The organism is Thalassobacter sp. HA4-2 (genome assembly GCF_055693705.1).
Genome location: NZ_JBVFUK010000001.1, coordinates 2659908 through 2685820 on the forward strand (window position 1 = coordinate 2659908; position 25913 = coordinate 2685820).

General features: G+C 61.5%; 21 protein-coding genes and 1 pseudogene. 14 read left to right on the top strand and 8 right to left on the bottom strand.

Features of this window, described 5'->3' with window-relative positions:
* Window positions 1-47: 47 nt before the first annotated feature.
* Window positions 48-2306: an adenosylcobalamin-dependent ribonucleoside-diphosphate reductase gene (locus tag ACZ1G0_RS13420; RefSeq protein WP_472737399.1), complete on the top strand. Its 2259-nt coding sequence runs from the start codon at window positions 48-50 to the stop codon at window positions 2304-2306.
* 408 nt (window positions 2307-2714) lie between these two features.
* Window positions 2715-3275, top strand: a complete 561-nt coding sequence (locus ACZ1G0_RS13425; protein WP_472737400.1) for a P-loop NTPase family protein — start codon at window positions 2715-2717, stop codon at window positions 3273-3275.
* 40 nt (window positions 3276-3315) lie between these two features.
* Here the strand turns inward: ACZ1G0_RS13425 and ACZ1G0_RS13430 are convergent, their stop codons facing one another.
* The gene (locus ACZ1G0_RS13430) at window positions 3316-3855 is read right to left on the bottom strand and encodes a rhomboid family intramembrane serine protease (protein WP_472737401.1); all 540 of its coding nucleotides are present in this window, start codon (window positions 3853-3855) and stop codon (window positions 3316-3318) included.
* A 132-nt stretch (window positions 3856-3987) separates the two neighbouring features.
* Between ACZ1G0_RS13430 and ACZ1G0_RS13435 the strand changes: the two genes are divergently transcribed.
* On the top strand, window positions 3988-5691 hold the full coding sequence (locus ACZ1G0_RS13435; protein WP_472737402.1) for an AMP-binding protein: 1704 nt from the start codon (window positions 3988-3990) through the stop codon (window positions 5689-5691).
* A gap of 3 nt (window positions 5692-5694) precedes the next feature.
* Window positions 5695-6576 (top strand): bile acid:sodium symporter family protein, encoded by an 882-nt coding sequence (locus ACZ1G0_RS13440; RefSeq protein ID WP_472737403.1) that lies wholly within the window; start codon window positions 5695-5697, stop codon window positions 6574-6576.
* On the opposite strand, the gene ACZ1G0_RS13445 is transcribed toward ACZ1G0_RS13440, so the two are convergent.
* The 4 genes from ACZ1G0_RS13445 to ACZ1G0_RS13460 form a co-directional block, all read right to left on the bottom strand.
* Window positions 6568-7341: an IclR family transcriptional regulator gene (locus ACZ1G0_RS13445; protein WP_472737404.1), complete on the bottom strand. Its 774-nt coding sequence runs from the start codon at window positions 7339-7341 to the stop codon at window positions 6568-6570. The two genes, ACZ1G0_RS13440 and ACZ1G0_RS13445, sit on opposite strands and share 9 nt — an antisense overlap.
* Window positions 7342-7347: 6 nt before the next feature.
* Window positions 7348-8706 carry a TRAP transporter large permease gene (locus ACZ1G0_RS13450; RefSeq protein ID WP_472737405.1) on the bottom strand — a complete coding sequence of 453 codons (1359 nt, stop codon included), beginning with the start codon at window positions 8704-8706 and terminating at the stop codon, window positions 7348-7350.
* Window positions 8703-9374, bottom strand: coding sequence for a TRAP transporter small permease (locus ACZ1G0_RS13455; RefSeq protein WP_472737406.1), 672 nt, complete (start codon window positions 9372-9374; stop codon window positions 8703-8705). Before ACZ1G0_RS13455 ends, ACZ1G0_RS13450 begins: the two co-directional genes overlap by 4 nt.
* Before the next feature lie 114 nt (window positions 9375-9488).
* A complete protein-coding gene (locus ACZ1G0_RS13460) occupies window positions 9489-10721 on the bottom strand; it encodes a TRAP transporter substrate-binding protein (protein ID WP_472737407.1) in 1233 nt (410 codons plus the stop codon).
* A gap of 104 nt (window positions 10722-10825) precedes the next feature.
* Between ACZ1G0_RS13460 and ACZ1G0_RS13465 the strand changes: the two genes are divergently transcribed.
* From ACZ1G0_RS13465 to ACZ1G0_RS13480, 4 genes and pseudogenes are all read left to right on the top strand, one after another.
* Complete coding sequence (locus tag ACZ1G0_RS13465; RefSeq protein ID WP_472737408.1) at window positions 10826-12421, top strand: GMC family oxidoreductase; 1596 nt, start codon at window positions 10826-10828, stop codon at window positions 12419-12421.
* A gap of 81 nt (window positions 12422-12502) precedes the next feature.
* A pseudogene (locus ACZ1G0_RS13470) lies at window positions 12503-13662 on the top strand (acyl-CoA dehydrogenase family protein).
* Window positions 13663-13853: 191 nt separating this feature from the next.
* A complete protein-coding gene (locus tag ACZ1G0_RS13475; protein WP_472737409.1) occupies window positions 13854-15773 on the top strand; it encodes an acetate--CoA ligase family protein in 1920 nt (639 codons plus the stop codon).
* Entirely contained in the window at window positions 15734-16513 is a 780-nt protein-coding gene (locus tag ACZ1G0_RS13480; RefSeq protein ID WP_472737410.1) for a carnitinyl-CoA dehydratase, read from the top strand. The genes ACZ1G0_RS13475 and ACZ1G0_RS13480 overlap by 40 nt, the downstream gene beginning before the upstream one ends.
* A 484-nt stretch (window positions 16514-16997) precedes the next feature.
* On the opposite strand, the gene ACZ1G0_RS13485 is transcribed toward ACZ1G0_RS13480, so the two are convergent.
* The gene (locus tag ACZ1G0_RS13485) at window positions 16998-18392 is read right to left on the bottom strand and encodes a hypothetical protein (protein ID WP_472737411.1); all 1395 of its coding nucleotides are present in this window, start codon (window positions 18390-18392) and stop codon (window positions 16998-17000) included.
* 35 nt (window positions 18393-18427) lie between these two features.
* Here ACZ1G0_RS13485 and lepA point away from each other — a divergent pair, with 35 nt between their 5' ends.
* The 3 genes from lepA (at window position 18428) to ACZ1G0_RS13500 (ending at window position 20808) form a co-directional block, all read left to right on the top strand.
* Entirely contained in the window at window positions 18428-20224 is a 1797-nt protein-coding gene (gene lepA / locus ACZ1G0_RS13490; protein WP_472737412.1) for a translation elongation factor 4, read from the top strand.
* Between the two features lie 127 nt (window positions 20225-20351).
* Window positions 20352-20483, top strand: coding sequence for a DUF4160 domain-containing protein (locus ACZ1G0_RS13495; RefSeq protein WP_472737413.1), 132 nt, complete (start codon window positions 20352-20354; stop codon window positions 20481-20483).
* A 91-nt stretch (window positions 20484-20574) separates the two neighbouring features.
* On the top strand, window positions 20575-20808 hold the full coding sequence (locus ACZ1G0_RS13500) for a DUF2442 domain-containing protein (RefSeq protein ID WP_472737414.1): 234 nt from the start codon (window positions 20575-20577) through the stop codon (window positions 20806-20808).
* A gap of 10 nt (window positions 20809-20818) precedes the next feature.
* On the opposite strand, the gene ACZ1G0_RS13505 is transcribed toward ACZ1G0_RS13500, so the two are convergent.
* Entirely contained in the window at window positions 20819-21004 is a 186-nt protein-coding gene (locus ACZ1G0_RS13505) for a hypothetical protein (RefSeq protein ID WP_472737415.1), read from the bottom strand.
* A gap of 455 nt (window positions 21005-21459) precedes the next feature.
* Between ACZ1G0_RS13505 and ACZ1G0_RS13510 the strand changes: the two genes are divergently transcribed.
* Window positions 21460-23472: a M3 family metallopeptidase gene (locus ACZ1G0_RS13510; protein WP_472737416.1), complete on the top strand. Its 2013-nt coding sequence runs from the start codon at window positions 21460-21462 to the stop codon at window positions 23470-23472.
* Entirely contained in the window at window positions 23469-24299 is an 831-nt protein-coding gene (locus tag ACZ1G0_RS13515; RefSeq protein WP_472737417.1) for an inositol monophosphatase family protein, read from the top strand. Before ACZ1G0_RS13510 ends, ACZ1G0_RS13515 begins: the two co-directional genes overlap by 4 nt.
* 7 nt (window positions 24300-24306) lie before the next feature.
* Here the strand turns inward: ACZ1G0_RS13515 and ACZ1G0_RS13520 are convergent, their stop codons facing one another.
* Window positions 24307-24804 (bottom strand): SH3 domain-containing protein, encoded by a 498-nt coding sequence (locus tag ACZ1G0_RS13520; protein WP_472737418.1) that lies wholly within the window; start codon window positions 24802-24804, stop codon window positions 24307-24309.
* Window positions 24805-24907: 103 nt separating this feature from the next.
* Between ACZ1G0_RS13520 and ACZ1G0_RS13525 the strand changes: the two genes are divergently transcribed.
* Complete coding sequence (locus ACZ1G0_RS13525) at window positions 24908-25894, top strand: 2-hydroxyacid dehydrogenase (RefSeq protein ID WP_472737419.1); 987 nt, start codon at window positions 24908-24910, stop codon at window positions 25892-25894.
* The last annotated feature ends 19 nt before the right edge of the window (window positions 25895-25913 follow it).

The following is a 25913-nucleotide window of genomic DNA, read 5'->3' on the forward strand; positions in this document are numbered from 1 at the left end:
GGAACGTTCAAGCTATTGTGTGGTTCCCCGCACGCAGGAGCCGCGCCATGACACGATTTACCGCCCCCATCGCCGAACAAATCTGGGACATGAAATACCGGTTCAAGGACGCCGACGGTACGGCGCGTGACGTCACCGTCGAGGATACATGGCGCCGCATCGCCCGGTCTTTGGCCGAAGTCGAGGCGGAGCCCGAGGTCTGGGAAGAGCGGTTCTATGGCGCGCTGGAGGATTTCAAGTATCTGCCCGCAGGCCGGATCACCGCAGGCGCGGGCACGGCGCGGTCGGTCACGCTGTTCAACTGCTTTGTTATGGGCACGGTCCCCGACAGCATGGGCGGGATTTTCGACATGCTGAAAGAAGCGGCCCTGACCATGCAGCAGGGCGGCGGCATCGGTTACGACTTTAGTACCATCCGCCCCAAGGGCGCGGACGTCAAAGGCGTGGCGGCAGACGCCTCCGGCCCCCTGTCCTTCATGGATGTGTGGGACGCCATGTGCCGAACCATCATGTCCGCGGGCAGCCGCCGAGGCGCGATGATGGCCACCATGCGCTGCGACCACCCGGACGTGATGGACTTTATCGAGGCGAAATCCGACCCTGCCCGCCTGCGCATGTTCAACGTGTCAGTGTTGGTGACGGATACCTTCATGGACGCAGTCAAGGCGGATGGATCGTGGGATCTGGTCTTTGACGGGCGCGTCTATCACACCGTGCAGGCCCGGGACCTGTGGAACAAGATCATGAAGGCGACCTATGACTACGCCGAGCCGGGCGTGATCTTCATCGACCGGATCAACGCGGCCAACAACCTGAACTACTGCGAGACGATTGCCGCCACAAACCCGTGTGGCGAACAGCCCCTGCCCCCCTATGGCGCCTGTCTGCTGGGGTCGATCAACCTGGCGCGTCTGGTGGACCGCCCCTTTGAGGACGGTGCCGATCTGGACGAGGCGCTGCTGGTAGAGCTGGTCGCCACCGCTGTGCGGATGATGGACAACGTGGTGGATGCCAGCCGCTTCCCGCTGGACGCACAGCGGGCCGAGGCGCAGGCGAAACGCCGGATCGGGCTGGGAGTCACTGGGTTGGCCGATGCCCTGCTGATGGTGGGGTCGCGCTATGGGTCTGAGGAAGCGGCGCGTCTGACCGACCGCTGGTTACACCGCATCGCCCGCGCCGCCTATCTGGCGTCGGTGGAGCTTGCGAAGGAAAAGGGTCCCTTCCCCCTGTTCGATGCGGACGCCTATTTGGCCAGCGGCGCGATGCAGGTCATGGACGATGACGTGCGCGAGGCAATCCGCGAACACGGCATCCGCAATGCCCTGCTGACATCCATCGCGCCCACCGGCACGATCAGCCTGTACGCGGGCAACGTGTCCTCGGGGATCGAGCCTGTGTTCGCCTACGCCTACACCCGAAAGGTGTTGCAAAAGGACGGCACCAAGACCGAAGAAGAGGTCGTGGATTACGCCGTACAGATGTGGCGCGAAAAATTTGGTGACCGGGACCTGCCGGAGTATTTCGTCAACGCCCAGACCCTGGCCCCCCAAGACCACGTGCGGATGCAGGCGGCGGCGCAAAAGTGGATCGACAGCAGCATCTCTAAAACGATCAACTGCCCCGAGGACATCAGCTTTGACGATTTCAAAGACGTGTACATGGCGGCTTGGGATCAGGGCTGCAAGGGCTGCACCACCTACCGGCCCAACGACGTGACCGGATCCGTCCTGTCCGTATCCGAGACCAGCGAGGCCGCGCCCGAGGTCGACACCGGCGCGGACGTCATCCACATCGCCGAACCCCTGTCCCGCCCCGAAGCGCTGGAGGGGTCCACCTACAAGGTCAAATGGCCCAACACAGAACACGCGATCTACCTCACCGTGAACGATGTGATCCTGAACGGGCACCGGCGTCCGTTCGAGGTTTTCATCAACTCCAAGAACATGGAACATTTCGCGTGGACCGTGGCCCTGACCCGGATGATTTCCGCGGTATTCCGGCGCGGGGGCGATGTGTCCTTCGTAGTCGAGGAGTTGAAGGCGGTGTTCGACCCGCGCGGCGGGGCGTGGATGGGGGGCAAATACGTCCCCTCCATCCTTGCGGCCATTGGTGGTGTGATCGAACAGCACCTTGTGGCCACGGGGTTCATTGCGGGCGAGGGCATGGGCCTGAAATCAGACCCCCAAGCACAGGTGGTAAACCTCGGCAACAAGGGCACATCCTGCCCCAGCTGCGGCGGCTACGGCATGCGCATGGTAGAGGGCTGCATGACCTGCGGGGAATGCGGCCATTCCAAGTGTGGGTGAGCGGGGCGATCAGTAGTTTTGTTTGACATAGCAAAACGTGACCATTCCTGAGGTTTTTTGACCTCTCGACACAGATCAAATGACCACCGAGAGGACTGCTTTCGGTGGTTATTTGATTTTTTTCAATGCGTTGACGGGATTTCGCGCATAGGCCGCCTCTAAGCTGAACGAAGCGTTGGGGCACTGTGCAGAGGCCTTGCTCTGCGCAGTATATGTTCTCTAAAAGTTCCACTGGATTCCGGAACCATTTAGATCTCAACGCCCGACTGATTGCGGCTTGGGCGACCTGCGTGAAGACGTCTTCGCGCATTGAAAGGATTCCACCATGACCCGCGCCACGACGACCATACCGTTTCACAACCTGATCTTCATGGACGACATCGCCAAACTCCGCGATATCGAGGAGCGGTGGAAGAGGTTCCTCAAGCATTTCCGTCGAGAGGCGCAGGAGGCGGCCTGCCGATTGCCAAGATCACCACAGAGCACGACGCCGACGAGATCGCATCAGCCCTTCACGCCGAGTTGACATGGATGGCCCCCGCGACGGAGGAAGTATGGCACGGCTTGCGCGCATCAGCGCGTGAGGGGCTCCCAGGTGTTCGGCTCAATCCCCTGCTGCTGGTCGGTTCAGCCGGGATCGGCAAGAGCTTCTGGACACGACGTCTGGCGCATCACCTGACTGTGCCAACAACCAAGATCGAAGCCACAGGAGAACCCGCCGCCTTTTCGATCGTCGGTTTACAAAAGGGCTGGGGCAGTGCATCGCCGGGCAAGCTGGTGCAAACCGTTCTGCGGGACCGCCACGCTGGGCCGCTGATGATCGTGGACGAGGTCGAGAAGGCCGACGAGGTGTATTCGAACAAAGGCTCACGCCAACGAGGTACGTTCAAGCAAAAGAGGCGGGGGTGCCGTGCCGCCCTATCTTGGGATGGCAACAATCAGCACTGCCTGCTCGATGATGTTAGATAAACCGCCGCGCCTGCCGTGGGATGAGAGCTGACATAGCGGGCTAGCGGGACAGGACCTTGGCTGCGATGGCACCGGACAGGGCGCCGAACAGGTGCGCCTCCCAACTGATGCCGGGTTGGCCGGGCAGGACGCCCCAGATCATGGCCCCGTAAACGACACCGACCCCGATGCTGACCAGCAGCGGCAGGGCGCGGCGTTCCACCAGCCCACGCGCGACCAGATAGCCGAACCAGCCAAAGATCAGGCCCGAGGCGCCAACATGGATCGCCGTCTGTCCGAACATCCAGACCGCCAGACCGCCCAGTCCCACGATGATCGCCGTTGCCGGCACCGCATCGCGCCCGGCGGTCAGGGCCATCAGCGCGCCCAGCACCACCAAGGGGCCGGAGTTCGCCGCGGCATGTGCCACGGACCCGTGCAGCAGCGGCATGAACAGCACCCCGTCAAGTCCTGCGAAGCTACGCGGGATCAGACCCAGCCAGCCGTTCAACCCGTACCCTGTGATCAGGTTCACGACTTGCACGGCCCAGATCACCACCAACAGGGCCAACGGCCAGCGCAGGTTTCTCGTTATGTCCATGACGGCTCCTCTCTCGGCCCGACATAGAGCTCCGCTCTTCAAACCCAAGTGACGCGGCGTTGACGCGATCGGCAATAGACTCCGCCCCCTCTCTCGGTATGGTGAGCAAAATATCATCGGGGAGGGATGATGATGAACACCGAGGCACGCCCGTGGACGGCGTACTATGGCGCGGATGTGCGCGCCGACATTCCTGAACCAAGCTATCGCACCATCGGCGACCTGATCCGGTCTGTGGCAGAAACCTACGGCAAGGCTCCGGCCTTTACCACCTGCCTGCCCAACGGAATGAACGGCACCCTGACCTTTGCCCAAGTAGACGAGATGTCGGACGCCATGGCCGTCTATCTGCGCGAGGTGGCGGGCCTGTCCAAGGGCGACCGGGTGGCGCTGCAGATGCCAAACTGCCTGCCCTTTCCTGTGGCGGCCTTTGGGATCCTGAAGGCGGGCTGTGTGCTGGTGAACGTGAACCCCATGTACACCGCCGACGAAATGGCCAAGCAGTTCAACGACGCCGAACCGCATGCCCTGATCATTGTGGACATGTTCGCAGACAAGATCCCGGCGGCGACCAAGGGCCACCCGATCCCAAACATCATCGTCACGCGCGTGGCCGAATTCCTGCCCGCCGCCCCGCGCGGGATTGTGGGGCTGGTGCAGAAATACTGGGACAAGTCGGTCAAGCCTGTGACCGTGCCCCATATCCGCCTGCCCGCCGCCCTTGCCGCTGGACGTGCCAAACAACAATCCGCCCTGGTCGAAGTCGACGCTTACCACCAAGCCGTGCAGCCCGACGATATCGCCGTGTTGCAATACACCGGCGGCACCACCGGTGTGGCCAAGGGTGCGATGCTGACCCACGGCAATCTGATCATGAACATGGAACAGACCCTCGAGCTGTTGGGCACCTCTGTCCGCAAGGGGGAAGAAGTCGTGCTGACCGCCCTGCCCATGTACCACGTGTTTGCGTTCACTCTAAACCTGCTGGGGTTCTACTGGCTGGGATCGCGCAACATCCTGATCCCAAACCCACGCCCCCTTTCCAACCTCAAGCGCGCGTTCGAAAACTACAAGGTGACGCTAATCACGGGCGTGAACACGCTGTTCAACGGATTGACCAACGAGGTCTGGTTTACCGACAGCCCACCGCAGCACCTGAAACTGGCCGCCGCCGGGGGTATGGCCTTGCAAACGGCTGTGGCCGAGACGTGGGAAAAGATCACCGGCATCACGATCCTGCAGGGGTACGGTCTGACAGAAACTTCGCCGGTGCTGACCTTCAACCCCCAAGGCAAGGTGCGCGAAGGGTCAATTGGGGTGCCCGTCCCCTCCACCCAAGTGGCCTGTCTGGGCGACCGCAACCAAGTGTTGCCCGCAGGCGAAGTGGGCGAGATCGCGGCCAAGGGCCCGCAGGTGATGAAGGGGTATTGGAAGAACGACACCGAAACCGCCAAGGTGATGCATCAGGGATGGTTCCTGACCGGCGATATCGGCGTGATGGACGAAGATGGGTATTTCACCATCGTGGACCGTAAGAAAGACATGGTCGTCGTGTCAGGCTTCAACGTCTACCCGAACGAGATCGAGGATTGCCTGGCCACCCATCCCGGGATCGTGGAAAGCGCGGTCATCGGTGTGGACGATGGTGCCACCGGCGAGGCCGTACGCGCATTTGTCGTCGTGCGAGACCAAGGCCTGACCGAGGCGGACATCCGCAACCACTGCAAGGCGCATCTGACGGCCTACAAGGTGCCCAAGCGGGTCGAGTTCCGGGACGAGTTGCCGAAATCCAACGTAGGGAAGATCCTGCGCAAAGACCTGCGGGCGGAGGTATAAGCGATGGTTGATGAATTTACACAGACCCTCCTGGGGGTCATGGTCGCAGTGATCATGCTGGGCATGGGCGCGTCCCTGACCCCGCGCGATTTCTATCTGGCCCTGCGCCGCCCCTATGGTCTGATGATCGGGGTGATCAGCCAATACGGCATCATGCCCCTGCTGGGCTTTGTGCTGGCAATGTTTCTGGCGGTGCCCGAGGCCATCGCCATCGGCATCCTGATCATGGCCTGTATGCCGGGCGGGACCACATCGAACATCTTTACCTACTTTTCCAAGGGCAACCTTGCGTTGTCGGTCCTGATGACGGTGACCTCGACCATTTCGGGGGTGATCATGATCCCGATTATCCTGCTGCTTTATGCCTCGGCCCTGGATCTGGAAATCCCGCGCGAGGATATCGTCAAAGTGCTGATTGTGCTGCTGGTCCCCGTGGCCATCGGCATGGGCATCCGCAAGCTGAACGCCAACGCAGGGGCGGTGATCGAGTTTGGCGGCTCCATGTTGGCGCTGTTCTTCATCCTGTTCATCATGGTGACATGGGTGCCGCAGAACTGGCAGTTCCTGCTGAACACCACGCCCGCGACCTATATCGCGGCGATCGGACTGGGACTGGTGGGGATCACCATCGGCTATCTGTTCGCCAAGTCCCTGCGCCTGCACCCGCGCAACGCGCGCACGGTCGCTTTGGAAACCGGGATCCAGAACGGGCCGCTGGCAATTGCGATCATCGTGTTCACCTTCCCACCCGAACAGCAGCAGGCGATCATGGCCGTGCCCGCGCTCTATTCGCTGTTCATTGTGATTGTGGCCACCTGCGTGACCCTTTTCTTCCGTCGGGCGAACACGGCGGCGGAACAAAAGCTGCCCGACAGCCTACTCTAGGACGAGGGCTTCCATCTCGGCTGCGGCTTTGCGCAACCCCGCAAGACTGCGGTCGAGATTGTCTAGCGGGCTGCGCTGGTCCGGGGCGTGAATGGACAGGGTGCACAGCAGCCGGTCCATGTCGTCACGCACGGCAACCGCAACGGCGGTCATGCCTTCCATGAACTCTTCATTGTCGATGGCATAATCCTGCTTGCGTATCGCACGCAGCTCTTCGCGCAGGGCCTCCAGATCCGGCAAGGTCTTTTCCGTGCGTCGTTCCATCCCCACAGAGCCGATCAAACGGTCCAGCTTTTCAGGGCGCAGGGTGGACAGGTACATCTTGCCCCCGGCGGTGCAATGGAACGGAACCTGCGTTCCCACGGGCAGATTGATCCGCAGGGGCCATGCGGTTTCCACACGGTCCAGATAGGTCATTCCGTCCCCGTCGGGGGTGGCAAGGTTCACCGTCTCGCCCACCTGATTGGCCAGCGCGCGCATGATGCGCTGCCGCTCGGACCGGATGCGTTGTGACGACAGGGTATGCACGGCGATCGAGCGCAGCCGGTGACCGGGGCCGTAGGACCGCCCGTCAATATGGCGTTGCAAGAAACCCTCATGCTCCGCGGTGTGCAGTAGGCGATGCACGGTGGGTTTGGGCAGGCCCAAAACCTCTCCGAGGTGGGTGGGGGACACAGGCACCCCGGCACGCGCCACTTCCTCAATCACACGAAGAAGCCGCACGTTGGTGGGTATTTGACCCGGGGTGCCTGTCTCTTGTTTCATCTGATCCTAGCGTTCGGGCAGCAAGATCAACGCGGTTTCCGGCACAAGGGCGACAAAGAACCAAACGCTGATCAAGGCGATCAAGTAGGGTACAATGTAGCGCAGCAGGCGGAAGTACGGAACACCCGTCACCCCAGACGCGACATAGAGGTTCAACCCATAAGGCGGTGTCACGAACCCAATGGACGCCCCCACGAGGAAAATCACCGCAAAGTGGATCGGATCCACACCGACGCTGGCCGCAATGGGGGCCAAGATCGGGGCGAGGATGATCGTCACGGGCAGCGACTCCAGAATCATGCCCGACACGAACACAATCGCCATCGCCGTGAACAGCACCGCGTGGTAGCCGCCCATAGAAGTGACGAAGTCCCCGATCACCTGTTGCGCACCTAGAAGGGACAGGATCTGCTGCATCACAACCGACACCGCGATCAGCGGGGCCAGAATGCCCGTGATCTGCGCCGACCGCATGACGATGCCCGGGATCTGCGGCACCGAGAAGCCCTCGACCACCAGCATCGACAGGGGCGATTTTTGCTCCCACGTCAGATCCTGGTTCATGCTAAAGATCTTGGTGACCAACCACGACAACAGACCCGCGATCACACCAAAGGCAACGGTCACGCCAGCGGCCTCGGTGGGGCTGAATTTCCCGGTGTAGATCCCCCACAGCACAAGCCCGATGGCCGCAAAGCCCAACCAAGCGCCAATAGAGGTTTTCAGGATACGGAGCGGCGAAATGCCAATGATATGACCCCAGCCGTTGGCAAAGCAGACGATGAAACAGGCGGTCATCATGCCCAGAACCATCATCGCACCGGGCACGATACCCGCAACGAAAAGGTCGGAAATCGGCAGGTTCATCAGAAAGCCGTAGACGATAAAGATGATGGACGGCGGGATGATGATCCCCACCGTGCCACCCGCGGCGGCCGTGGCAGCCGAGAACCGCTCGTCATAGCCGCCCTTGACCATCTCAGGGTGCAGCATGGACCCGATGGTCGCCGTCGTGGCCGAGTTCGACCCCGAGATCGCCGCGAACAACCCGCAGGCCGCCAGCGACGCCATGGCCAAACCGCCCCGGATCCAGCCAAGGCAGGAGTAGGCGAAATCGGACAATCGCCGGGCGATGCCGGACCGGTTGATCAAATCCCCGGTCAGGATGAACAACGGCATGGCCAAAAGGGCAAAGCCATCGGTAAACACGTCCTGAAGGGCCGCACCCATGTTCAAAAGGGGCAGGTCCAACAGGAACGACATACCGATAACCCAATAGGCGATGACCAGAAACACCGGCACGCCCATCATGAACAGGATGGTCACGACCACGGATATCAATGTGATGATGGTTGGATCGCTCATGTGTCACCCCCGATCACGGCTGTTTCGATCATCTCGCCACCTTCCCTGAAAACACGAATGTCACGCTCGACCCCCAGGATCACGCGGGCGGTCAGCAGGATGAAGGCCACGGGCACCGTGCCCAAGAACCACCACTGCATCACGTTGTCCGTGCCCAGCATGATCGAAAAGTTCGCCGCCGCGCGGACGGTTTCCTGCGTTGTGGTCACGACCACGATCCACGCAAAACCCAGCCACAGCAGCGCATCCAGCAACAGGAATCCGAATTGAACGGTGCGCGGTGCCATGCGCCGGAATTCAGCAAAGGCCAAATGTGTGCGCAGCTTGACGTTATAGCTGCACCCGACCCACGCCATGATCAAAAACAGGAACGGCGGGATCGTCGTGGACCAGGGCGGCTGACCAGACAGAAAGAACCGCTGCACCACACCTGCAAAGATGATATAACCGATGGACAGATAGGCAACGACCATAATGGTCGGCTCCAGATGGCGTTCTATGAACGCGACCTTTTTGTAGACGAGGGCGATGACGGCGCCCCCCACCAACGTGGCGATCAGTCCAAGTGGCCAGATACCGGGGTTGCCCCGCATCGCACCTTGAATCTCGAACGAATCCCCACTGGCGAACGCGGCGAGAACTTCGCCCATGCCAGCGATCATTTCCATTATGTGACCTCCCCGGGGTCGCTGCTGGTACGCAGCTTCTTGATTTTTAATCAAATGGACCCGGGCGCGAAAACGCCCGGGCCACGGTCCTTACAGTCGGATCGGCGTGGCCGATTAACCGCGCCACCAACGGCGAGGCTCGACGTTCTCGGCCAGGGTGTGTGGGTTGTTGCGGACTTCGTTGTAGATGTCCTGATACGTGTCGATGCCACCGGCCCAACCGTTGATCCGCTCACGCCACTGTTCCCACAGCTGCGGTTGGAACTCGGGCGAGCAGATTTCCTCGGCCTTGCGGACTTCTTCGTCCGACAGGGCGGCAACCCGTACATCGTTCTTGGCAAAGATCGACTCGGGGTTCATGTGCGGCGAGGTGTGGCCGACGGTATTGGCCAGTGCAGCCTCGTTGGCGGCCTGGACGTGCACCTGTGTCAGGTAGGACGATTCCATCACTGCGTCCTGCAGTTCACCACCCAGCTTGTCGAAGCTTGGGGCAGACATCGCGGTGTGCTCGGTGCCGCAGAAGAAGCGCAGGTCGACCACTTGGGACACAACGGGGGACATGTTGGCGTAGGCCACGGCGGACGCCCATGTTTCGGCCCCGTCGATCAGGCCCTGCTTCAGACCGTCGAGGGTTTCTTCCCACGCCACGGGCACGGGATTCAAGTCCAGCGCCTGCATCGCGATGCGACCCAGCTGCGTGCCTGTTACACGGTTCTTTGTCCCCTGAATGTCGGACAGTTTCGTCACCAGCGGTTTATCCGCAAAGTTCTGACCCATCATGATGCCGCGCAGTTCGGCGTGGCTGAACAGGAATTTCAGGCCGTGACGTGCCTCGAAGGGTTCGCGCAGGATGCGCTGGCTCTCGGGGGAATACAGGAAGTAGTACTGGTCGGCGCGGCTGCGGAACATGTACGCGTAGTCCAGCACGTTCAGATAGGGCGCACCACCGGCAGAGTTCTGGGTGGACGCGGCATAAAGGTCGATAATGCCCTGTTGCGCCTTCTCCACACAAGACAGCTGACCACAGATCTGGTTATTGCCTATGAACTCTACGCGGATCTCCCCATCCGTGCGTTCTTCGAGGTCGCGAGCGAACTCCAGACAGCCCGCGCGTTCGATCAGCAGGTTTTGCTGGTTGAACCCGGCTGCACCGAATTTCAGCGTAAACTTGGCTTCCTTGGAAAAGCGCTTTTCGTATGTAGACTCCGCCGCCGCTGCGAGATTGGCCAACGACATCGCACCACCAAAGGAGCCCGCTGCCAGCAACGTGCTGCTTAGACCATAGCGACCCGCGACCTTGAAAAGGTCCCGGCGCGAGATGTGGCTGATATTTTTGCTTACCTTCATTGTCATTCCTCCCGATTAGACAATTATTGAGACGTTTCTTATCAAAAAACGCTAGAACAGGTTTTGTGTTTTGCCTAGTCTTTTTTTCAAAGGGAGGATGGCCGTTGGATTTTGACTATATCGTCGTGGGCGCAGGCTCGGCGGGCTGTGTGCTGGCCAACCGCCTCAGCGCGGACCCTCGCAACAAGGTTGCGCTGTTAGAGGCTGGGGGTCCAGATAATAATCCGTGGATCCACATTCCCGTCGGCTATTTCAAGACCATGCATAACCCCAAGGTCGATTGGTGCTATCGCACCGAACCTGACCCGGGGTTGAACGGGCGGGCCATCGACTGGCCGCGCGGTAAGGTGCTAGGCGGTTCCTCTTCGTTGAACGGACTGCTGTACGTGCGCGGGCATCCTGCTGACTACGACCGGTGGGCGCAAATGGGCAACACCGGTTGGGCGTGGGACGATGTTTTGCCCCTTTTCCGCCGGGCAGAGGATCAGGAACGCGGGGCAGATGATTTCCACGGGGTGGGCGGTCCGTTGAAGGTGTCGGACATGCGCCTAAAACGCCCCATCGTCGATGCCTGGGTCGAGGCCGCGCAGGCCGCAGGATACCCCTACAACCCCGACTATAACGGCAAGGAGCAGGAGGGCGTGGGCTACTTCCAACTAACCGCCCGCGATGGCCTGCGCTGCTCGTCCGCCAAGGCCTACCTGAAGCCAATCAAGTCCCGCCCGAACCTGACCATCATCACCCACGCGCTGGCCAGCGGGTTGATCTTGGACGGAAAAAACTGTGTGGGCGTGCGGTATCTGGATCGGTCAGGCGCTGCGCAAGAGGTGCGCGCCAAAGGCGAAGTCATCCTGTGCGGCGGGGCCCTGAACTCGCCCCAGCTGTTGATGCTGTCCGGGATCGGTCCGGCGGACCACCTGCGCGCCAATGGCGTGACCCCGGTGCATGATTTACCCGGCGTGGGACAGGGATTGCAGGACCACCTACAGGCGCGGCTTGTGTTCAAATGCAACGAGCCGACCCTGAACGACGAAGTGCGCAGCCTGTTCAATCAGGCCAAGATCGCACTGCGCTACGCCCTGACCCGGTCCGGCCCCATGACCATGGCGGCCAGCTTAGGTGTGGGGTTCATGAAAACCCGCCCCGACGTGGCGACCCCCGACATCCAGTTCCATGTCCAGCCTTGGTCCGCCGACAGCCCCGGCGAGGGCGTGCACCCGTTCAGCGCTTTTACCATGTCGGTCTGCCAACTGCGGCCCGAAAGCCGGGGACACCTGGCGCTGGATGGGCCGGACCCGAAAGCTTACGTCAAGATCCACCCCAACTATCTGGCCACCGAAACCGATTGCCAGACGGCAGTGGCAGGCGTGAACATCGCCCGCAAAATCGCGCAATTCGAGCCGCTGAAAAGCAAGATCAGCGAAAGCTTCCGTCCCCATGGGGACCTTGCCATGGATGATTATGCGGGCACGCTGGACTGGGCGCGAAACAACTCCGTCTCGATCTATCACCCTACAGGCACGTGCAAAATGGGGACGGGGGGCGATGCCGTGGTTGATTCGTCCCTGCGTGTGCACGGGATCGGGGGGCTGCGCGTGGCGGATTGTTCCATCATGCCCGAGATCGTTTCAGGCAACACCAACGCCCCGGCCATCATGATTGGGGAAAAAGCCAGCGATCTAATCCTAAGCCAGACCTGACGCAAAAAGCAAAAACCTTGGCGCAAATTGCCAAGCGCTGCAGCCCGGCCCCAGCCATACTGGCGAAAACGGGAGGACGCGATGCATTTTGGTCTAAGCGAAGAGCAGGAGATGATCGTCTCGACGGTGCGAACCTTCGTCGAGAAGGAAATATACCCCCACGAGGCCGAGGTGGAGCGCACGGGCATCGTCGACCCCGACCTTGCCGCCGAGATCAAACGCAAGACCATTGATCTGGGTTTTTATGCCTGCAACTTCCCCGAAAGCGTGGGCGCAGCGGGCCTGTCGCACCTGGACTTTACCTTGGTTGAGCGGGAGCTGGGCCGGGGGTCCATGGCCCTCACACACTTCTTCGGGCGGCCCCAGAATATCCTGATGGCCTGCAAGGGTGATCAGATCGACCGTTACCTGATGCCCGCCGTGCGCGGTGAACGCATGGATGCGCTGGCCATGACCGAACCCGGTGCCGGGTCGGACGTGCGCGGCATGACCTGCACCGCCCGGCGGGAAGGGGGGATTGGGTCGTCAACGGCACCAAACACTTCATCTCGGGCGCGGATCACGCGGACTTTTTCATTGTGTTCATCGCGACGGGCGAGGATGACACCCCCAAGGGCCCCAAGAAACGGATCACCTGTTTTCTGGTGGACCGCAGCCATCCGGGGTTCGAGGTGCGCGACGGTTATAAATCCGTCAGCCACCGGGGCTACAACAACTGTATCCTTGAATTCGACGGCTGCCGCCTGCCCGATGCCGCGGTGCTGGGCGAGGTCGATGGCGGCTTTGCGGTGATGAACGAATGGCTGTACGCGACCCGCCTGACCGTGGCGACCATGTCCGTGGGCCGGGCGCGGCGGTGTTTCGACATGGCCGTGGACTACGCTGCAGAGCGTCGCCAGTTCGGCCAGCAGATCGCCAAGTTCCAAGGGGTCAGTTTTCAGGTGGCCGACATGGTGACAGAGATTGACGCCGCAGACTGGCTGACCCTGTCGGGCGCATGGCGCTTGGATCAGGGCCTGCCCGCCAACCGAGAAATCGCGTCCGCTAAGGTCTATGCCACGGAAATGCTGGCCAAGGTCACTGATACCACTTTGCAGATCTATGGCGGGATGGGCCTAATGGACGACTTCCCGATTGAGCGGTTCTGGCGGGATGCCCGAGTCGAACGGATCTGGGACGGCACATCCGAGATCCAGCGCCACATCATCAGCCGGGAGATTTTCCGGCCTCTGGGCGCCTGATCCATGGTTTCGCCTGACGGCGACCCGCTGGAGGGGCCAGCCCCTCCAGACCTCCCCTGGGGTATTTCCGACCCAATGAAGGACAGGCTGGCGCGCCTATTGCGGCCAAAGTCTATCGCGGTGGTCGGGGGCGGCACGTGGTGCGCCAATGTGATCGAGCAGTGTCAGAAGATTGAATTTGCGGGGGCGATTTGGCCCGTGCATCCAACGCGCGCCACGATGGGGGGCTGGGCGTCTTTGCTTCGGTCGCGGATTTGCCTGAAGCGCCGGACGCGACATTCATTGGGGTGAACCGGTCCGCCACGGTGCAGGTTGTTGGGCAGCTGTCGGCCATGGGGGCCGGCGGGGCGGTGTGTTTTGCCTCGGGTTTTGCCGAGGCTGCGGGCGAATTGGAAGGAGCCGCTGATCTGCAAGGCGACCTGCTGCGCGCGGCGGGTAACATGCCCATCCTTGGCCCGAATTGTTACGGGTTCATTAACGCGCTGGACGGGGTCGCCTTGTGGCCCGACCAGCATGGCGCGGTGTCAGTGGACCGTGGCGTGGCCTTGATCACGCAGTCTTCGAACATCGCCATTAACCTTACCATGCAGGCAAGGGGCTTGCCAATCGCCTATGTGTTGACGGCCGGCAACCAAGCTCAGCTGGATGTAAGCGCCTTGGGTCGCGCCGTCCTTGACGACCCGCGTGTTACCGCGTTGGGATTGTACATCGAGGGGATCAAGGACCCTTCGGGATTCCATGCCCTTGCGGTTGAGGCCCATGCCCGCGGCAAGCGGATCGTCGCCCTGAAGATCGGCGCGTCGGATCAGGCACGGGCGGCGACCGTCAGCCACACCGCGTCAATGGCCGGATCGGACGCGGGCGCACGGGCGTTTTTGGCACGCTGCGGGGTGGCGCAGGTGGACAGCCTCAGCGCGCTGATCGAGGCGTTGAAGGTGCTGCATGTGCATGGTCCCCTGCGGTCGAACCGCCTGGTGTCAGCGTCCTGTTCAGGTGGCGAAGCCAGCCTGATCGCAGACAGTGCCCTTGGGCGGGAGGTCTGCTTTCCACCGCTGCTTGACGGGCAACGCACCGCCCTGCGCGCGGCCCTTGGCCCTAAGGTGGCCTTGGCCAATCCCTTGGATTACCACACTTATATCTGGGGCGACCTAGCGGCCATGACCGCGACATTCCAAGGGATGATGCAAGCGGATGTGGGGGCGGGCCTGGTGGTGCTGGACTTTCCCCGGGCCGACCGGTGCAGCGATACGGAATGGGTGCCCGTCATAGACGCGGTGGCGGCCGTTGACGCGCCCATGGGAATTGTCGCCACCCTGCCCGAGACACTGCCCGAACACCACGCGCGCGCCATGATCGCCCAGGGCATCGTGCCCCTGTGCGGAATTGATGACGCCTTGGTGGCGCTGGACCGCGCGGCATGGTTGGGCCGGAACGCCCCTGGATCGGCTGTTCTGGACGCTCCGACGGGCAGTGGCGCGATCTTGCCCGAGGGGCGTGCAAAGGCCGCGTTGCGCGACCACGGGCTGCGCGTCCCCAGGGCCGAGCGTGTGGCAACCCCCACCACCACCCTGCCCTTTCCGGTGGTGCTGAAAGCCGAGGGCGTTGCCCACAAGACCGAAGCAGGGGCGGTCGCCGTTAACCTTCATGACGCCGCTGCGCTAACACATGCCGCAGCCCATATGCCCCCTGGTCCATACCTGATCGAGGAAATGGTGACCGGCGGGGTTGCGGAATTGCTGGTCGCGGTCACGGCCGACCCGGTGCATGGCTATGTCCTGACCCTTGGCGCGGGGGGGACACTTACGGAACTGTGGGCCGATACAACCACCCTCATGCTGCCCGTCACCGATGCCGATATCCGCACCGCCCTGACCCGCCTGCGCATCGCCCCCCTGCTGGCGAGCTATCGCGGCGCGCCCCCCGCCGATGCGGACGCCATTGTGCGCGCCGTGCTGGCCGTGCAAGCCTATGTGAAAGCCGCCCGCCCGGCGGAGGTAGAGATCAACCCCCTGATCTGCACCCCCACGGACGCCATTGCCGTTGACGCCCTGATCACCCTTTCGGAGGACCCATGCCCCCCATTCGCACCGAGACCCGCGGCCACGTCCTAGAGGTCACCCTTGACCGGCCCAAGGCCAACGCCATCGATCTGGCCACCTCCCGCATCATGGGCGAGGTCTTTACCGAGTTCCGCGACACCCCCGACCTGCGCGTGGCGATCATCACCGGGGCGGGCCCTAAATTCTTTTGCCCCGGTTGGGACCTGAAGGCAGCGGCAGAGGGCGACGCGGTGGACGGGGACTACGGCAAGGGCGGCTTTGGCGGCCTGCAGGAACTGCGCGGGCTGAACAAACCGGTGATCGCGGCCGTCAACGGCATCGCCTGTGGCGGCGGGTTGGAACTGGCCCTGTCGGCGGACATCATCCTTGCCGCAGACCACGCGACCTTTGCCCTGCCCGAGATCAACTCGGGCACCGTGGCGGACGCTGCGTCCGTCAAGCTGCCCAAGCGCATCCCCTACCACATCGCCATGGAGCTGTTGATGACAGGGCGCTGGTTCGACGCCGCCGAGGCGCACGGCTGGGGCCTGATCAACGCCATCCACCCCGCCGCGACGCTGATGGACCAGGCCCGCGCCATGGCCGACGCGATTGCGGCTGGCCCGCCGCTTGTCATGGCGGCAATCAAGGAAATCGTGCGCGAGGCGGAGGACATGAAGTTCCAGGACGCCATGAACAGGATTACGCGCAGCCAATTTGAAACCGTGGAACGGCTGTATCGGTCCGAGGATCAGCTGGAGGGGGCGAGGGCGTTTGCGGAGAAGCGCGATCCGGTTTGGAAGGGCAAGTAGGGTGAGCGGCAGAGAAAAATTGATCCAGTGGACCAATTGAGCCGCGAGCGATCGGAGACCCCAGGACTTGTCTCGCTATACGGTTTGGTGCACCGCACTCTCCAGCCATTCCGCCCGGCATCGCCGGGCCACGCCCGACCTCCCCCGGAGGGCGTGATTGCAGCGTTTCAAACGGAAGTGCCGTTGCACGTTTTGTGAAGCCAGAAGCCAATCCAAGCTAGCAAACGCCCTCCAGGTCGGGCACGGCCCTCTCGTTGTTTGCCGCACAAGAGCACTCGTGCGATGCATCCCGCCTGTTTTGCCAAAAACAGGCACGCGTCCGGCCGCCCTTCAAAACATCAGTTTGCCTATGGCAAAACAGCGGGCGCTTGGGCATCGGGATCTAGAAGGAGCAAAGGGCAGTGCCTGACCGCAGGGTGGGCGTAAGCGCCCGCCCGTGGGGGGCGGTCGGGCACTGCCCGTGACGCAGGGCGCCACGGGCGGTTCAGGTTTCAAATGTTGGAGGTAACTGAGGAGACGACATCTGCTCGATGGGTGTCGCGCCCCGCACGCCTTCAATGTAATGGCGTAAGTTCTCGAGCGTCATATCTGACGGTGTCACCCCAAAGAAGTGACACGTCCCGAACCCAAGCGCGCCAATAAACCAAGGACTCCCTACCGTCTTCCCAAAAGACTCAATCGCAGCAATCCGAAACTGCCCATTCAACGTTTTTGCCTCGGCCTCGGCCAATGCACGTTCCAACGCCGCGACCTTCGCATTCAAAGCCTCAATCTGATCCGCAAGGTCAGCCGCTAAGGTATCCTTCTCGCCCCCAGAACGCACAAGCTGCGCGATCTGTCGAAACAGAGGCGGCAAGTCCTCAAGATCCTGCAACTCCGCCGGCAAAGCATTCGCCGGAGCCATCGCCTTGTACTCCGCCACGGCCTTCTCAACCGCCTCCGCCGCGCCAGCCGCGCTTTCGGCGGTATGCTTCGGCTGCTCCAAAAGCCGCCGGACATGCTCCAATAGCATCTTGCGCTCCAACTCCGGTACACTGTCCGGATTGCCGTTCTGCTCCGCCTCCCACTCCGCCTCAATCTGCTCAATCTTGGCGGCGACATGCTCGCGACTTGTTTCCCAATCGGTATCCGTTAATCCATTTGAGACCCGTTTAACCAAGCTCCATGGCAAAGGCTTTCCAACCAGAAGGCCACGGTACCAATTGCGCCAAAAAGAGAAGTGAGGACCCTCCGGAGGGTCATCCGTATGCGGTTGCACTGTCATCATGAACAACGTCTTCAGGTCACCTGTCAGCCACTCTTGGTCGAACAGTGGGGTTGAGAGAACATCTAGGAAAGGCTGTGATGCCAAAGCATCTGCATCCCATTTGGCGTGCTCCCAAACACGATCCAAAGCGGTCGATAGAAGCGCGTTAAAGATCTCTTGTTGCTGCTTGTTCGTTCCTGTGTTTCCCGGATGGGCTGTGCTGAGCAGTGCCGCGGCCGCAAAGTGCAACGCACACCAAGCGTGATAGCCATCCCCTCGCTTGCCTTCCGCTACCGCATGATCCATCGCAAAAACCGCCATCTGACCTTGGATGTTTAGAACAGCCGGAACCGTTTCAAACTCTAGGTCCAACAGGTCCGGAAGATTTGATCCGTGCTCTTGTATGCGTCCAAACGTGTGCCCACCAATCACTGCGATGACCTTGTTGATTTCTCGATGCGTTGCTTTCCAACTATGCAATTCAATTCGGGCATTCCTTGAGGCTTGCGCCAAACAGATGAAGAACGCGCGAACAGCTGCTATTGCCGCCACCTGAGCACGCCGTTGTTTCGGCAAGCTTTGAACCCACCGGATCACCTCATTCTGATTATTAGCTTGTGCGCGCAGGACCACTCGACAAACCTCCAAAACCACTCCATATCCCCATCATGACCGACCTGTCTCATATCCGCAATTTCTCCATCGTCGCCCACATCGACCATGGCAAATCCACCTTGGCTGACCGTCTCATCCAGGAGACCAACACCGTGGCCGACCGGGATATGAAGGAGCAGATGCTCGACAGCATGGATATCGAGCGCGAACGCGGCATCACCATCAAGGCCAACACCGTGCGCATCGAATACACCGCCGACAACGGCGAGGATTACGTGTTGAACCTGATCGACACGCCGGGCCACGTGGACTTTGCCTATGAGGTCAGCCGGTCCATGCGCGCGGTCGAGGGCTCGCTTCTGGTCGTGGACTCCTCCCAGGGGGTCGAGGCGCAGACCCTCGCCAACGTCTATCACGCCATCGAGGCGGATCACGAAATCGTACCCGTTCTGAATAAGATCGACCTGCCCGCCGCCGATTGTGACCGCGTGGCCGAACAGATCGAGGACGTCATCGGCATCGACGCCACGGACGCCATGCGCGTGTCGGCCAAAACCGGAGAGGGCATCCGCGAGACCCTGGAGGCCATCGTTCAAAGGCTGCCCGCGCCCAAGGGCGACCCCAACGCGCCGCTGAAAGCCATGCTGGTGGACAGCTGGTACGACGCCTACCTTGGCGTCATCGTTCTGGTGCGCATCATCGACGGGCGCCTGAAAAAGGGTGAGAAGGTCAAATTCCTGTCCAACAACACCATCCACCACGTGGACCGCGTCGGCGTCTTCCGCCCTGAAATGGTGCAGGTCGACAGCCTCGGCCCCGGTGAGATCGGCTTTCTGACCGCGTCGATCAAACAGGTGCGCGACACCCGCGTGGGCGACACGATCACCCACCAACGCTCCGAGGTTGCGGCGCTGCCCGGCTTTAAACCCGCCCAACCGGTGGTGTTCTGTGGGCTCTTCCCCGTGGACGCCGCGCAATTCGAGGACCTGCGCGACAGCATCGACAAACTGGCCCTGAACGATGCCTCCTTCAGCTTTGAGATGGAAACCTCCGCCGCGCTTGGCTTCGGTTTCCGCTGCGGGTTCCTAGGCCTGCTGCACCTCGAGGTCATCCGCGACCGGATCGAGCGGGAGTATGACATCGACCTGATAACCACCGCCCCGTCCGTGATCTATGACATCCACATGAAGGACGGCACCGTGCAGCAACTGCACAACCCCGCCGACATGCCCGACATGACCCTGATCGACCACCTGCAGGAACCGCGCATCAAGGCGACGATCCTTGTGCCCGACGACTACCTGGGCGACGTGCTGAAACTGTGCCAGGACCGCCGCGGCATCCAGTTGGACCTGACCTACGCAGGCAGCCGGGCGATGGTGGTCTATGACCTGCCCCTCAACGAGGTGGTGTTTGACTTCTACGACCGCCTTAAATCCGTGACCAAAGGCTATGCCTCCTTTGACTATCAGATGGAGGGCTACCGGCAGGACAACCTTGTGAAAATGTCGATCCTTGTGAACGATGAACCCGTGGACGCCCTGTCGATCATGGTCCACCGCGACCGGGCCGAGACGCGCGGGCGGGCCATGTGCGAGAAACTCAAGGACCTGATCCCCCGCCACATGTTCAAAATCCCGATCCAAGCGGCGATTGGCGGCAAGGTCATCGCGCGCGAGACGCTGGCGGCCCTGCGCAAGGACGTGACCGCGAAGTGCTATGGCGGCGACGCGACCCGGAAAAAGAAACTGCTGGAAAAGCAGAAGGCCGGTAAGAAAAAGATGCGCCAGTTCGGGAAGGTCGAGATCCCGCAATCTGCGTTTATTTCAGCACTTAAAATGGATTCCTAATCCAATTTAAGTAGCAGTGAGCAAAAGCGAATTTCCAAGGGAAATTCAGCGGGCCCACACCGTGCCAATCTGGGTGCCCGTAGGGCGGGACTTGTCCCGCCGCCCCCCCGACGCCTATCCTCCCCACATGCCGACGGTTTTTCGCCACGATGGATTTCGATCCTTCTTCTATTCCAACGAAGGTGATCCCCTTGAACCAGTGCACATCCACGTGATGGAAGGCGGCAGCGAAGCGAAATTCTGGGTCGATCCGATCTAACTCGCCCGCGCTTCCGGCTTCTCGGCCAAAGAACTCCGCGCTCTGGCCAGCACCGTTGCGACCCACAAAGCAAAGATAGAAGAGGCTTGGCATGACCATTTCCGCCGATAAGTTCACATTCGACGAACACACCATGTGGGTGGGGCTAGAAGACGGCCGCACCTTGGGCGCTCCTTTGGCTTGGTTCCCCCACTTGATGAACGCCACCTCCAAGACCCGCGCAGAGGTTACGATCTCCGCGTTCGGGTTGCATTGGGAGGCCCTCGATGAGGACATTTCCGTGCCTGCGCTCGTGACGGAACGGGTAAAGGTTGCGGCGGAGTAAAATAGTTAGTTTACGGCACTAATACGCCGCGCTTGTGACATTCTTCTCTTAGCGCAGTTTTATATGTGTCCAGTTCAATTGCTTGCTCATCACTCAGCTGGTCTTCACGAGTTTTGCTCTCTTCTACTTTAGCACAGATTGCCTGATAGAGATCTAGGATTTGGCTTGGAGACAGTGCTTTGATCTGGCGTCGCATTTCCAGGCACAATAGTCGATCGACCCCTGCAATAAACGGCTGGTCGACTACATTTTGACTGTGGAGTAGATACCTAACTTTTTCATTAAATTTGTTTTTCCTTCAGCAAGATTCGCACAAATGACATTGAGTGTTATTTTCCTTTGGTTGTTTGCCGAACTGCAAACCAGACAACTTTATCAATGCCATATCCATTGTAATTCCCTCAAATGAAATCGGAAGTGCACAGCTAATCATACGGTAAGGTAGTTTAGCTCTTTCTCCCTCGGTTCATGCACCGCGCCCTGAACAATCATAACACTGAGAACAGCGCCCCCGGCGTTTCACGCGTTCGCCCCACCGCCGTGTCGGCGCAGGGGCTGACACTCTGTTTTCCGCGCACAACACCGGTCATCAGCAACTCTGGGATTGGACCCAAGGCGCGCCGCCCATATGTTAGGGGAAAGGAGATTTCCATGACCCACCCCCTGCTAGACGACTGGACCGGCCCCCTTGGCCTGCCCGATTTCACGGCCATTGATGACGCCGATTTTGGCTCCGCCTTCGACACCGCTTTGGCGCAGGCAAAGGCGGCTGTTCAGGCGATTGCGGAAACGCCCGATGCGCCGACGTTTGACAACACAATCGATGCGTTGGAACGGTCCGACGCGGCGCTGAACCGGGTAGCGGGGGTGTTCTACAATCTGGCTGGCGCCGACAGCAACGACGTGCGCGAGGCGTTGATGCGCGACCTTGCGCCCAAGCTGTCCGCCCACGGGTCCGAGATCACCAACAACGCCGCCCTATTTGCGCGGATCCAGACCCTGTGGGACACCCGCGAAGCGCTTGATCTAACATCGGAACAGGCGCGGGTGTTGATGCTGTACCACCGGTCGTTCGTCCGCTCCGGCGCAGCGCTGGAAGGGGACGCCCGGGACCGTTTGACCGCTGTGAAATCGCGCCTTGCCACCCTGGGCACGGAGTTCACGCATAACCTGTTGGCGGACGAGCGATCATGGTTCATGCCCCTGTCCGAGGCAGAGCTGGAGGGCCTGCCGGATTTCGTCATCGCCACGGCCCGCGCCGCTGGCGCGGAGAAGGGCGCGGACGGTCCCGTCGTCACCCTGTCGCGGTCTTTGATCGTGCCGTTCCTGCAGTTCTGTCCCCGCAGGGACGCTCGGGAAAAGGCCTATGAGGCTTGGGTATCTCGGGGGGCCAACGGGGGCGAGACAGACAACCGCGCCATCGCTGCAGAGATCCTGAAGCTGCGCGAGGAGCGGGCGCATTTGTTGGGCTACGACACCTTTGCCGACTACAAGTTGGAAACCGAAATGGCCAAGACCCCCGGGGCCGTGCGCGACTTGCTGATGCAGGTCTGGACACCTGCGCGGGCCGCGGCGCTGGACGATGCAGCGGTGTTGGAACAGATGATGGTGGCCGATGGACACCCTGCCCCGTTGGAACCTTGGGACTGGCGGTACTATTCCGAAAAGCGCCGCAAGGCAGAGCATGACTTGGACGAGGCAGAGCTTAAACCCTACCTGCAACTGGACCGGATGATCGACGCAGCCTTCACCTGTGCGACCCGGCTTTTCGGTCTGCAGTTCAAACCCTTGGACGTACCACTGTACCACGCTGACGCCCGCGCGTGGGAGGTCACACGGAATGGCGCACCCATCGCCGTGTTCATCGGGGACTACTTCGCGCGCGGATCAAAACGGTCCGGCGCGTGGTGTTCGGCCATGCGCAGCCAATCGAAACTGGACGGCCCTGTGATCCCGATCGTGGTAAACGTGTGCAACTTTGCCAAATCGGACCCGGCACTGCTGTCCTATGACGACGCGCGCACACTGTTTCACGAGTTTGGCCATGCCCTGCACCAGATGCTGTCGGATGTGACCTACAGCCTTATCTCGGGCACCTCCGTGGCGCGGGACTTTGTGGAACTGCCAAGCCAATTATACGAACACTGGCTGGAAGTCCCCGAGGTACTGGAAGAATTCGCAACCCACGCCAAGACGGGAGAGGCGATGCCGCGCGATATGCTGGACCGACTGCTGGGGGCGGCGACCTATGACATGGGGTTCTCGACTGTCGAGTATGTGGCCAGTGCGCTGGTCGATCTGGGCTTTCACGATGGCCCCGCCCCCGCCGATCCGATGCAGAAACAAGCAGAGATCCTCGAAGACATCGGCATGCCCCACGCCATCCGGATGCGCCATGCCACGCCCCACTTCGCACACGTGTTTGCGGGGGACGGATATTCCAGCGGTTACTACAGCTACATGTGGTCCGAGGTTATGGACGCAGACGCCTTCGCCGCCTTTGAGGAGGCGGGCGGCGCGTTTGACGCCACAACCGCGCGGGCACTGGAACAGCACATCCTTTCTGCAGGCGGGTCCGAGGATGCAGAGGTCCTCTATACCCGCTTCCGGGGGCGCTTACCCGGGGTAGAGGCGTTGTTAAAGGGTCGAGGGCTGGCGGCGTGATCGACACCGGCCCGATCATCGCAGCGGTGCGCAAGGTGGCAGCGGCAGAGATCCTGCCCCTGTTCCGCAACATACCCCCAGCCGAGGTCGACCGAAAATCCGGACAGGACGATCTGGTGACCGTGGCCGACCGCGCCGCGGAGGTCGCTTTGACACGGGTGTTCCGCGCCGCCTATCCCACGGCCACGATCATAGGGGAGGAGGCGGTCAGCGCCGATAAAACCGTCCTGCGCGGCCTGTCCGACGACCTGACGATCATTATCGACCCCATAGACGGCACGTGGAACTACGCCAACGGGATCGGGGTGTTTGGCGTACTGATCGCCGTGGTGGCCAAGGGGGTGACACAGTTTGGGATGCTCTATGATCCCTTGGGGGACGACTGGGTCGAGGCGACGCGCGGGGCCGGTGCCTGGTTCGTCAAGGGCGACACGCGCCGCAAGTTGACCCTGACGGACCGTCCCACAGAAGGCGTGCAGGCGGCGGGCAATGTGCAGATCAACAACTATGCGCCGCCTGACCGCGTGGCGCTGGCCCCCACCATCGCGCTGCAACGTCGGTTGGTGCAGGCCAGTTGTTCGTGCCATGAATACCGGATGCTGGCCCAAGGCCAGATCGACTTTGCCCTGTCCAGAATGCTGAACCCATGGGACCACGCCGCGGGCGCCTTGGCGGTGACCGAGGCAGGCGGTGTCGTGCGCTTGCTGGACGGTCGGGACTACATGCCGACGATGACAGACGGGCTGTGCCTGACAGCGACGTCCGAGGCCCTGTGGCAGGAACGCACCACAGTCTACCGGGCGGCTTTGAGACGCGACACCCCGTAGGGCGGGACTAGTCCCGCCGCTCTCCGGGCTCTACGCCCCACAGGTGTTCGGTGCGCGCCCAACCCTTGGCGCTGCCGACCCGCAACTCGCACCAGCCGTTCCCAAGGCAGTCGCCCAGTTGGGCGATTACGCCCGCCTCTGACTTGGCGGTCACACGGGCGTCTGGTTCAGGCTTTGCCCGCAGTTCCAGCATGTGGGTTTCAACGATCACGTGGCGCGATCCGGACAGCAGGGAATAGTGCATCCAGCCGCCTTGCCCCTCGCGGTCCACGACGCGGCGCCAGTGGCCGTATTCCGCGATGATCTGCACGGGCATATTGCGCCGCTGGAACACCCAGTCGACCCGGTGGGTCCGGGAGGGGCCGCGCCGCACGTTACCCTCGGCGGCCTTCATGGTGACGTAGCGCGGCAGGGGCAGGTTTGTCTCGGGACCACGCTCCCGCTCGGCCATGGCCGCACCGGCCACCATCAGACCCGCAAGGGCCAGTGAAATCAGCTTTTTCATTCGGTTATCCTGCTCGACCCGTCTTGGCGCGGGTGTGTTATTGGCTTGAACCTACCGCCCAATTTGACAGACTGCACACATTAAATCCAGTGGAGAGCCCACCATGCCAGCCCCAAAGCTCAAAGTCATTGTCACCCGTCGCCTGCCCGAGGCGGTCGAGACTCGGATGATGGAACTCTTTGACGTCGAGTTGCGCGAGGAAGACACTCCCATGTCCCGCGCAGAATTGGCGGCCGCCATGGGACGGGCAGACATTCTGGTGCCGACCATTACCGATACGATTGACGCAAGCCTGCTGGCCCAAGCGGGTGACCGTTTGAAACTGATCGCGAACTACGGCGCGGGCGTGGACCACATTGACGTCACCACCGCGCGACAAAGGGGCATCCTTGTGTCCAACACCCCGGGCGTTCTGACGGATGATACGGCGGACATGACTCTTGCCCTGATGCTGGCCGTCACCCGTCGCATCCCAGAGGGGATGGCCCGCATGCAGTCAGGCGACTGGGACGGTTGGGCCCCCACGGCCCTGCTGGGCGGGCGGCTTGCGGGGCGACGACTGGGCATCTTGGGCATGGGGCGCATAGGCCAAGCGGTCGCGCGCCGGGCGCAGGCCTTTGGGATGCAGGTCCACTATCACAACCGCCGGCGCCTACACGAAGGGTTGGAACAGCCCCTTGAGGCGACCTATTGGGAAAGCCTTGATCAGATGATTGCCCGCATGGATGTCGTGTCGGTGAACTGCCCGCATACGCCCTCCACGTTTCACCTGATGAACGCGCGGCGGTTGAAGTTGATGAAGCCGACAGCGGTGATCGTGAACACGTCCCGCGGGGAGGTTGTGGACGAAAACGCCCTGACCCGGATGCTGCGCGCGGGCGATATCGCGGGGGCGGGGCTGGACGTCTACGAACAGGGGCGCAGCGTAAACCCCCGCCTGCGCGAACTGCCCAACGTGGTTCTGCTGCCCCACATGGGATCCGCCACCCACGAGGGCCGGATGGAGATGGGCGAGAAAGTCCTGATCAACATAAAGACCTTTGACGACGGGCACCGACCGCCCGATCTGGTCGTGCCAAGCATGCTGTAAAGGGGCGGCGGGACAAGTC

Coding starts and splice junctions, on each gene's coding strand:
- ACZ1G0_RS13420 (WP_472737399.1), top strand. CDS start 48: ATGACACGATTTACCGCCCCCATCGCCGAACAAATCTGGGACATGAAA.
- ACZ1G0_RS13430 (WP_472737401.1), bottom strand. CDS start 3,855: ATGGACATAACGAGAAACCTGCGCTGGCCGTTGGCCCTGTTGGTGGTG.
- ACZ1G0_RS13435 (WP_472737402.1), top strand. CDS start 3,988: ATGAACACCGAGGCACGCCCGTGGACGGCGTACTATGGCGCGGATGTG.
- ACZ1G0_RS13440 (WP_472737403.1), top strand. CDS start 5,695: ATGGTTGATGAATTTACACAGACCCTCCTGGGGGTCATGGTCGCAGTG.
- ACZ1G0_RS13445 (WP_472737404.1), bottom strand. CDS start 7,341: ATGAAACAAGAGACAGGCACCCCGGGTCAAATACCCACCAACGTGCGG.
- ACZ1G0_RS13450 (WP_472737405.1), bottom strand. CDS start 8,706: ATGAGCGATCCAACCATCATCACATTGATATCCGTGGTCGTGACCATC.
- ACZ1G0_RS13455 (WP_472737406.1), bottom strand. CDS start 9,374: ATGGAAATGATCGCTGGCATGGGCGAAGTTCTCGCCGCGTTCGCCAGT.
- ACZ1G0_RS13460 (WP_472737407.1), bottom strand. CDS start 10,721: ATGAAGGTAAGCAAAAATATCAGCCACATCTCGCGCCGGGACCTTTTC.
- ACZ1G0_RS13480 (WP_472737410.1), top strand. CDS start 15,734: ATGCCCCCCATTCGCACCGAGACCCGCGGCCACGTCCTAGAGGTCACC.
- lepA (WP_472737412.1), top strand. CDS start 18,428: ATGACCGACCTGTCTCATATCCGCAATTTCTCCATCGTCGCCCACATC.
- ACZ1G0_RS13495 (WP_472737413.1), top strand. CDS start 20,352: ATGCCGACGGTTTTTCGCCACGATGGATTTCGATCCTTCTTCTATTCC.
- ACZ1G0_RS13500 (WP_472737414.1), top strand. CDS start 20,575: ATGACCATTTCCGCCGATAAGTTCACATTCGACGAACACACCATGTGG.
- ACZ1G0_RS13505 (WP_472737415.1), bottom strand. CDS start 21,004: ATGCGACGCCAGATCAAAGCACTGTCTCCAAGCCAAATCCTAGATCTC.
- ACZ1G0_RS13510 (WP_472737416.1), top strand. CDS start 21,460: ATGACCCACCCCCTGCTAGACGACTGGACCGGCCCCCTTGGCCTGCCC.
- ACZ1G0_RS13520 (WP_472737418.1), bottom strand. CDS start 24,804: ATGAAAAAGCTGATTTCACTGGCCCTTGCGGGTCTGATGGTGGCCGGT.
- ACZ1G0_RS13525 (WP_472737419.1), top strand. CDS start 24,908: ATGCCAGCCCCAAAGCTCAAAGTCATTGTCACCCGTCGCCTGCCCGAG.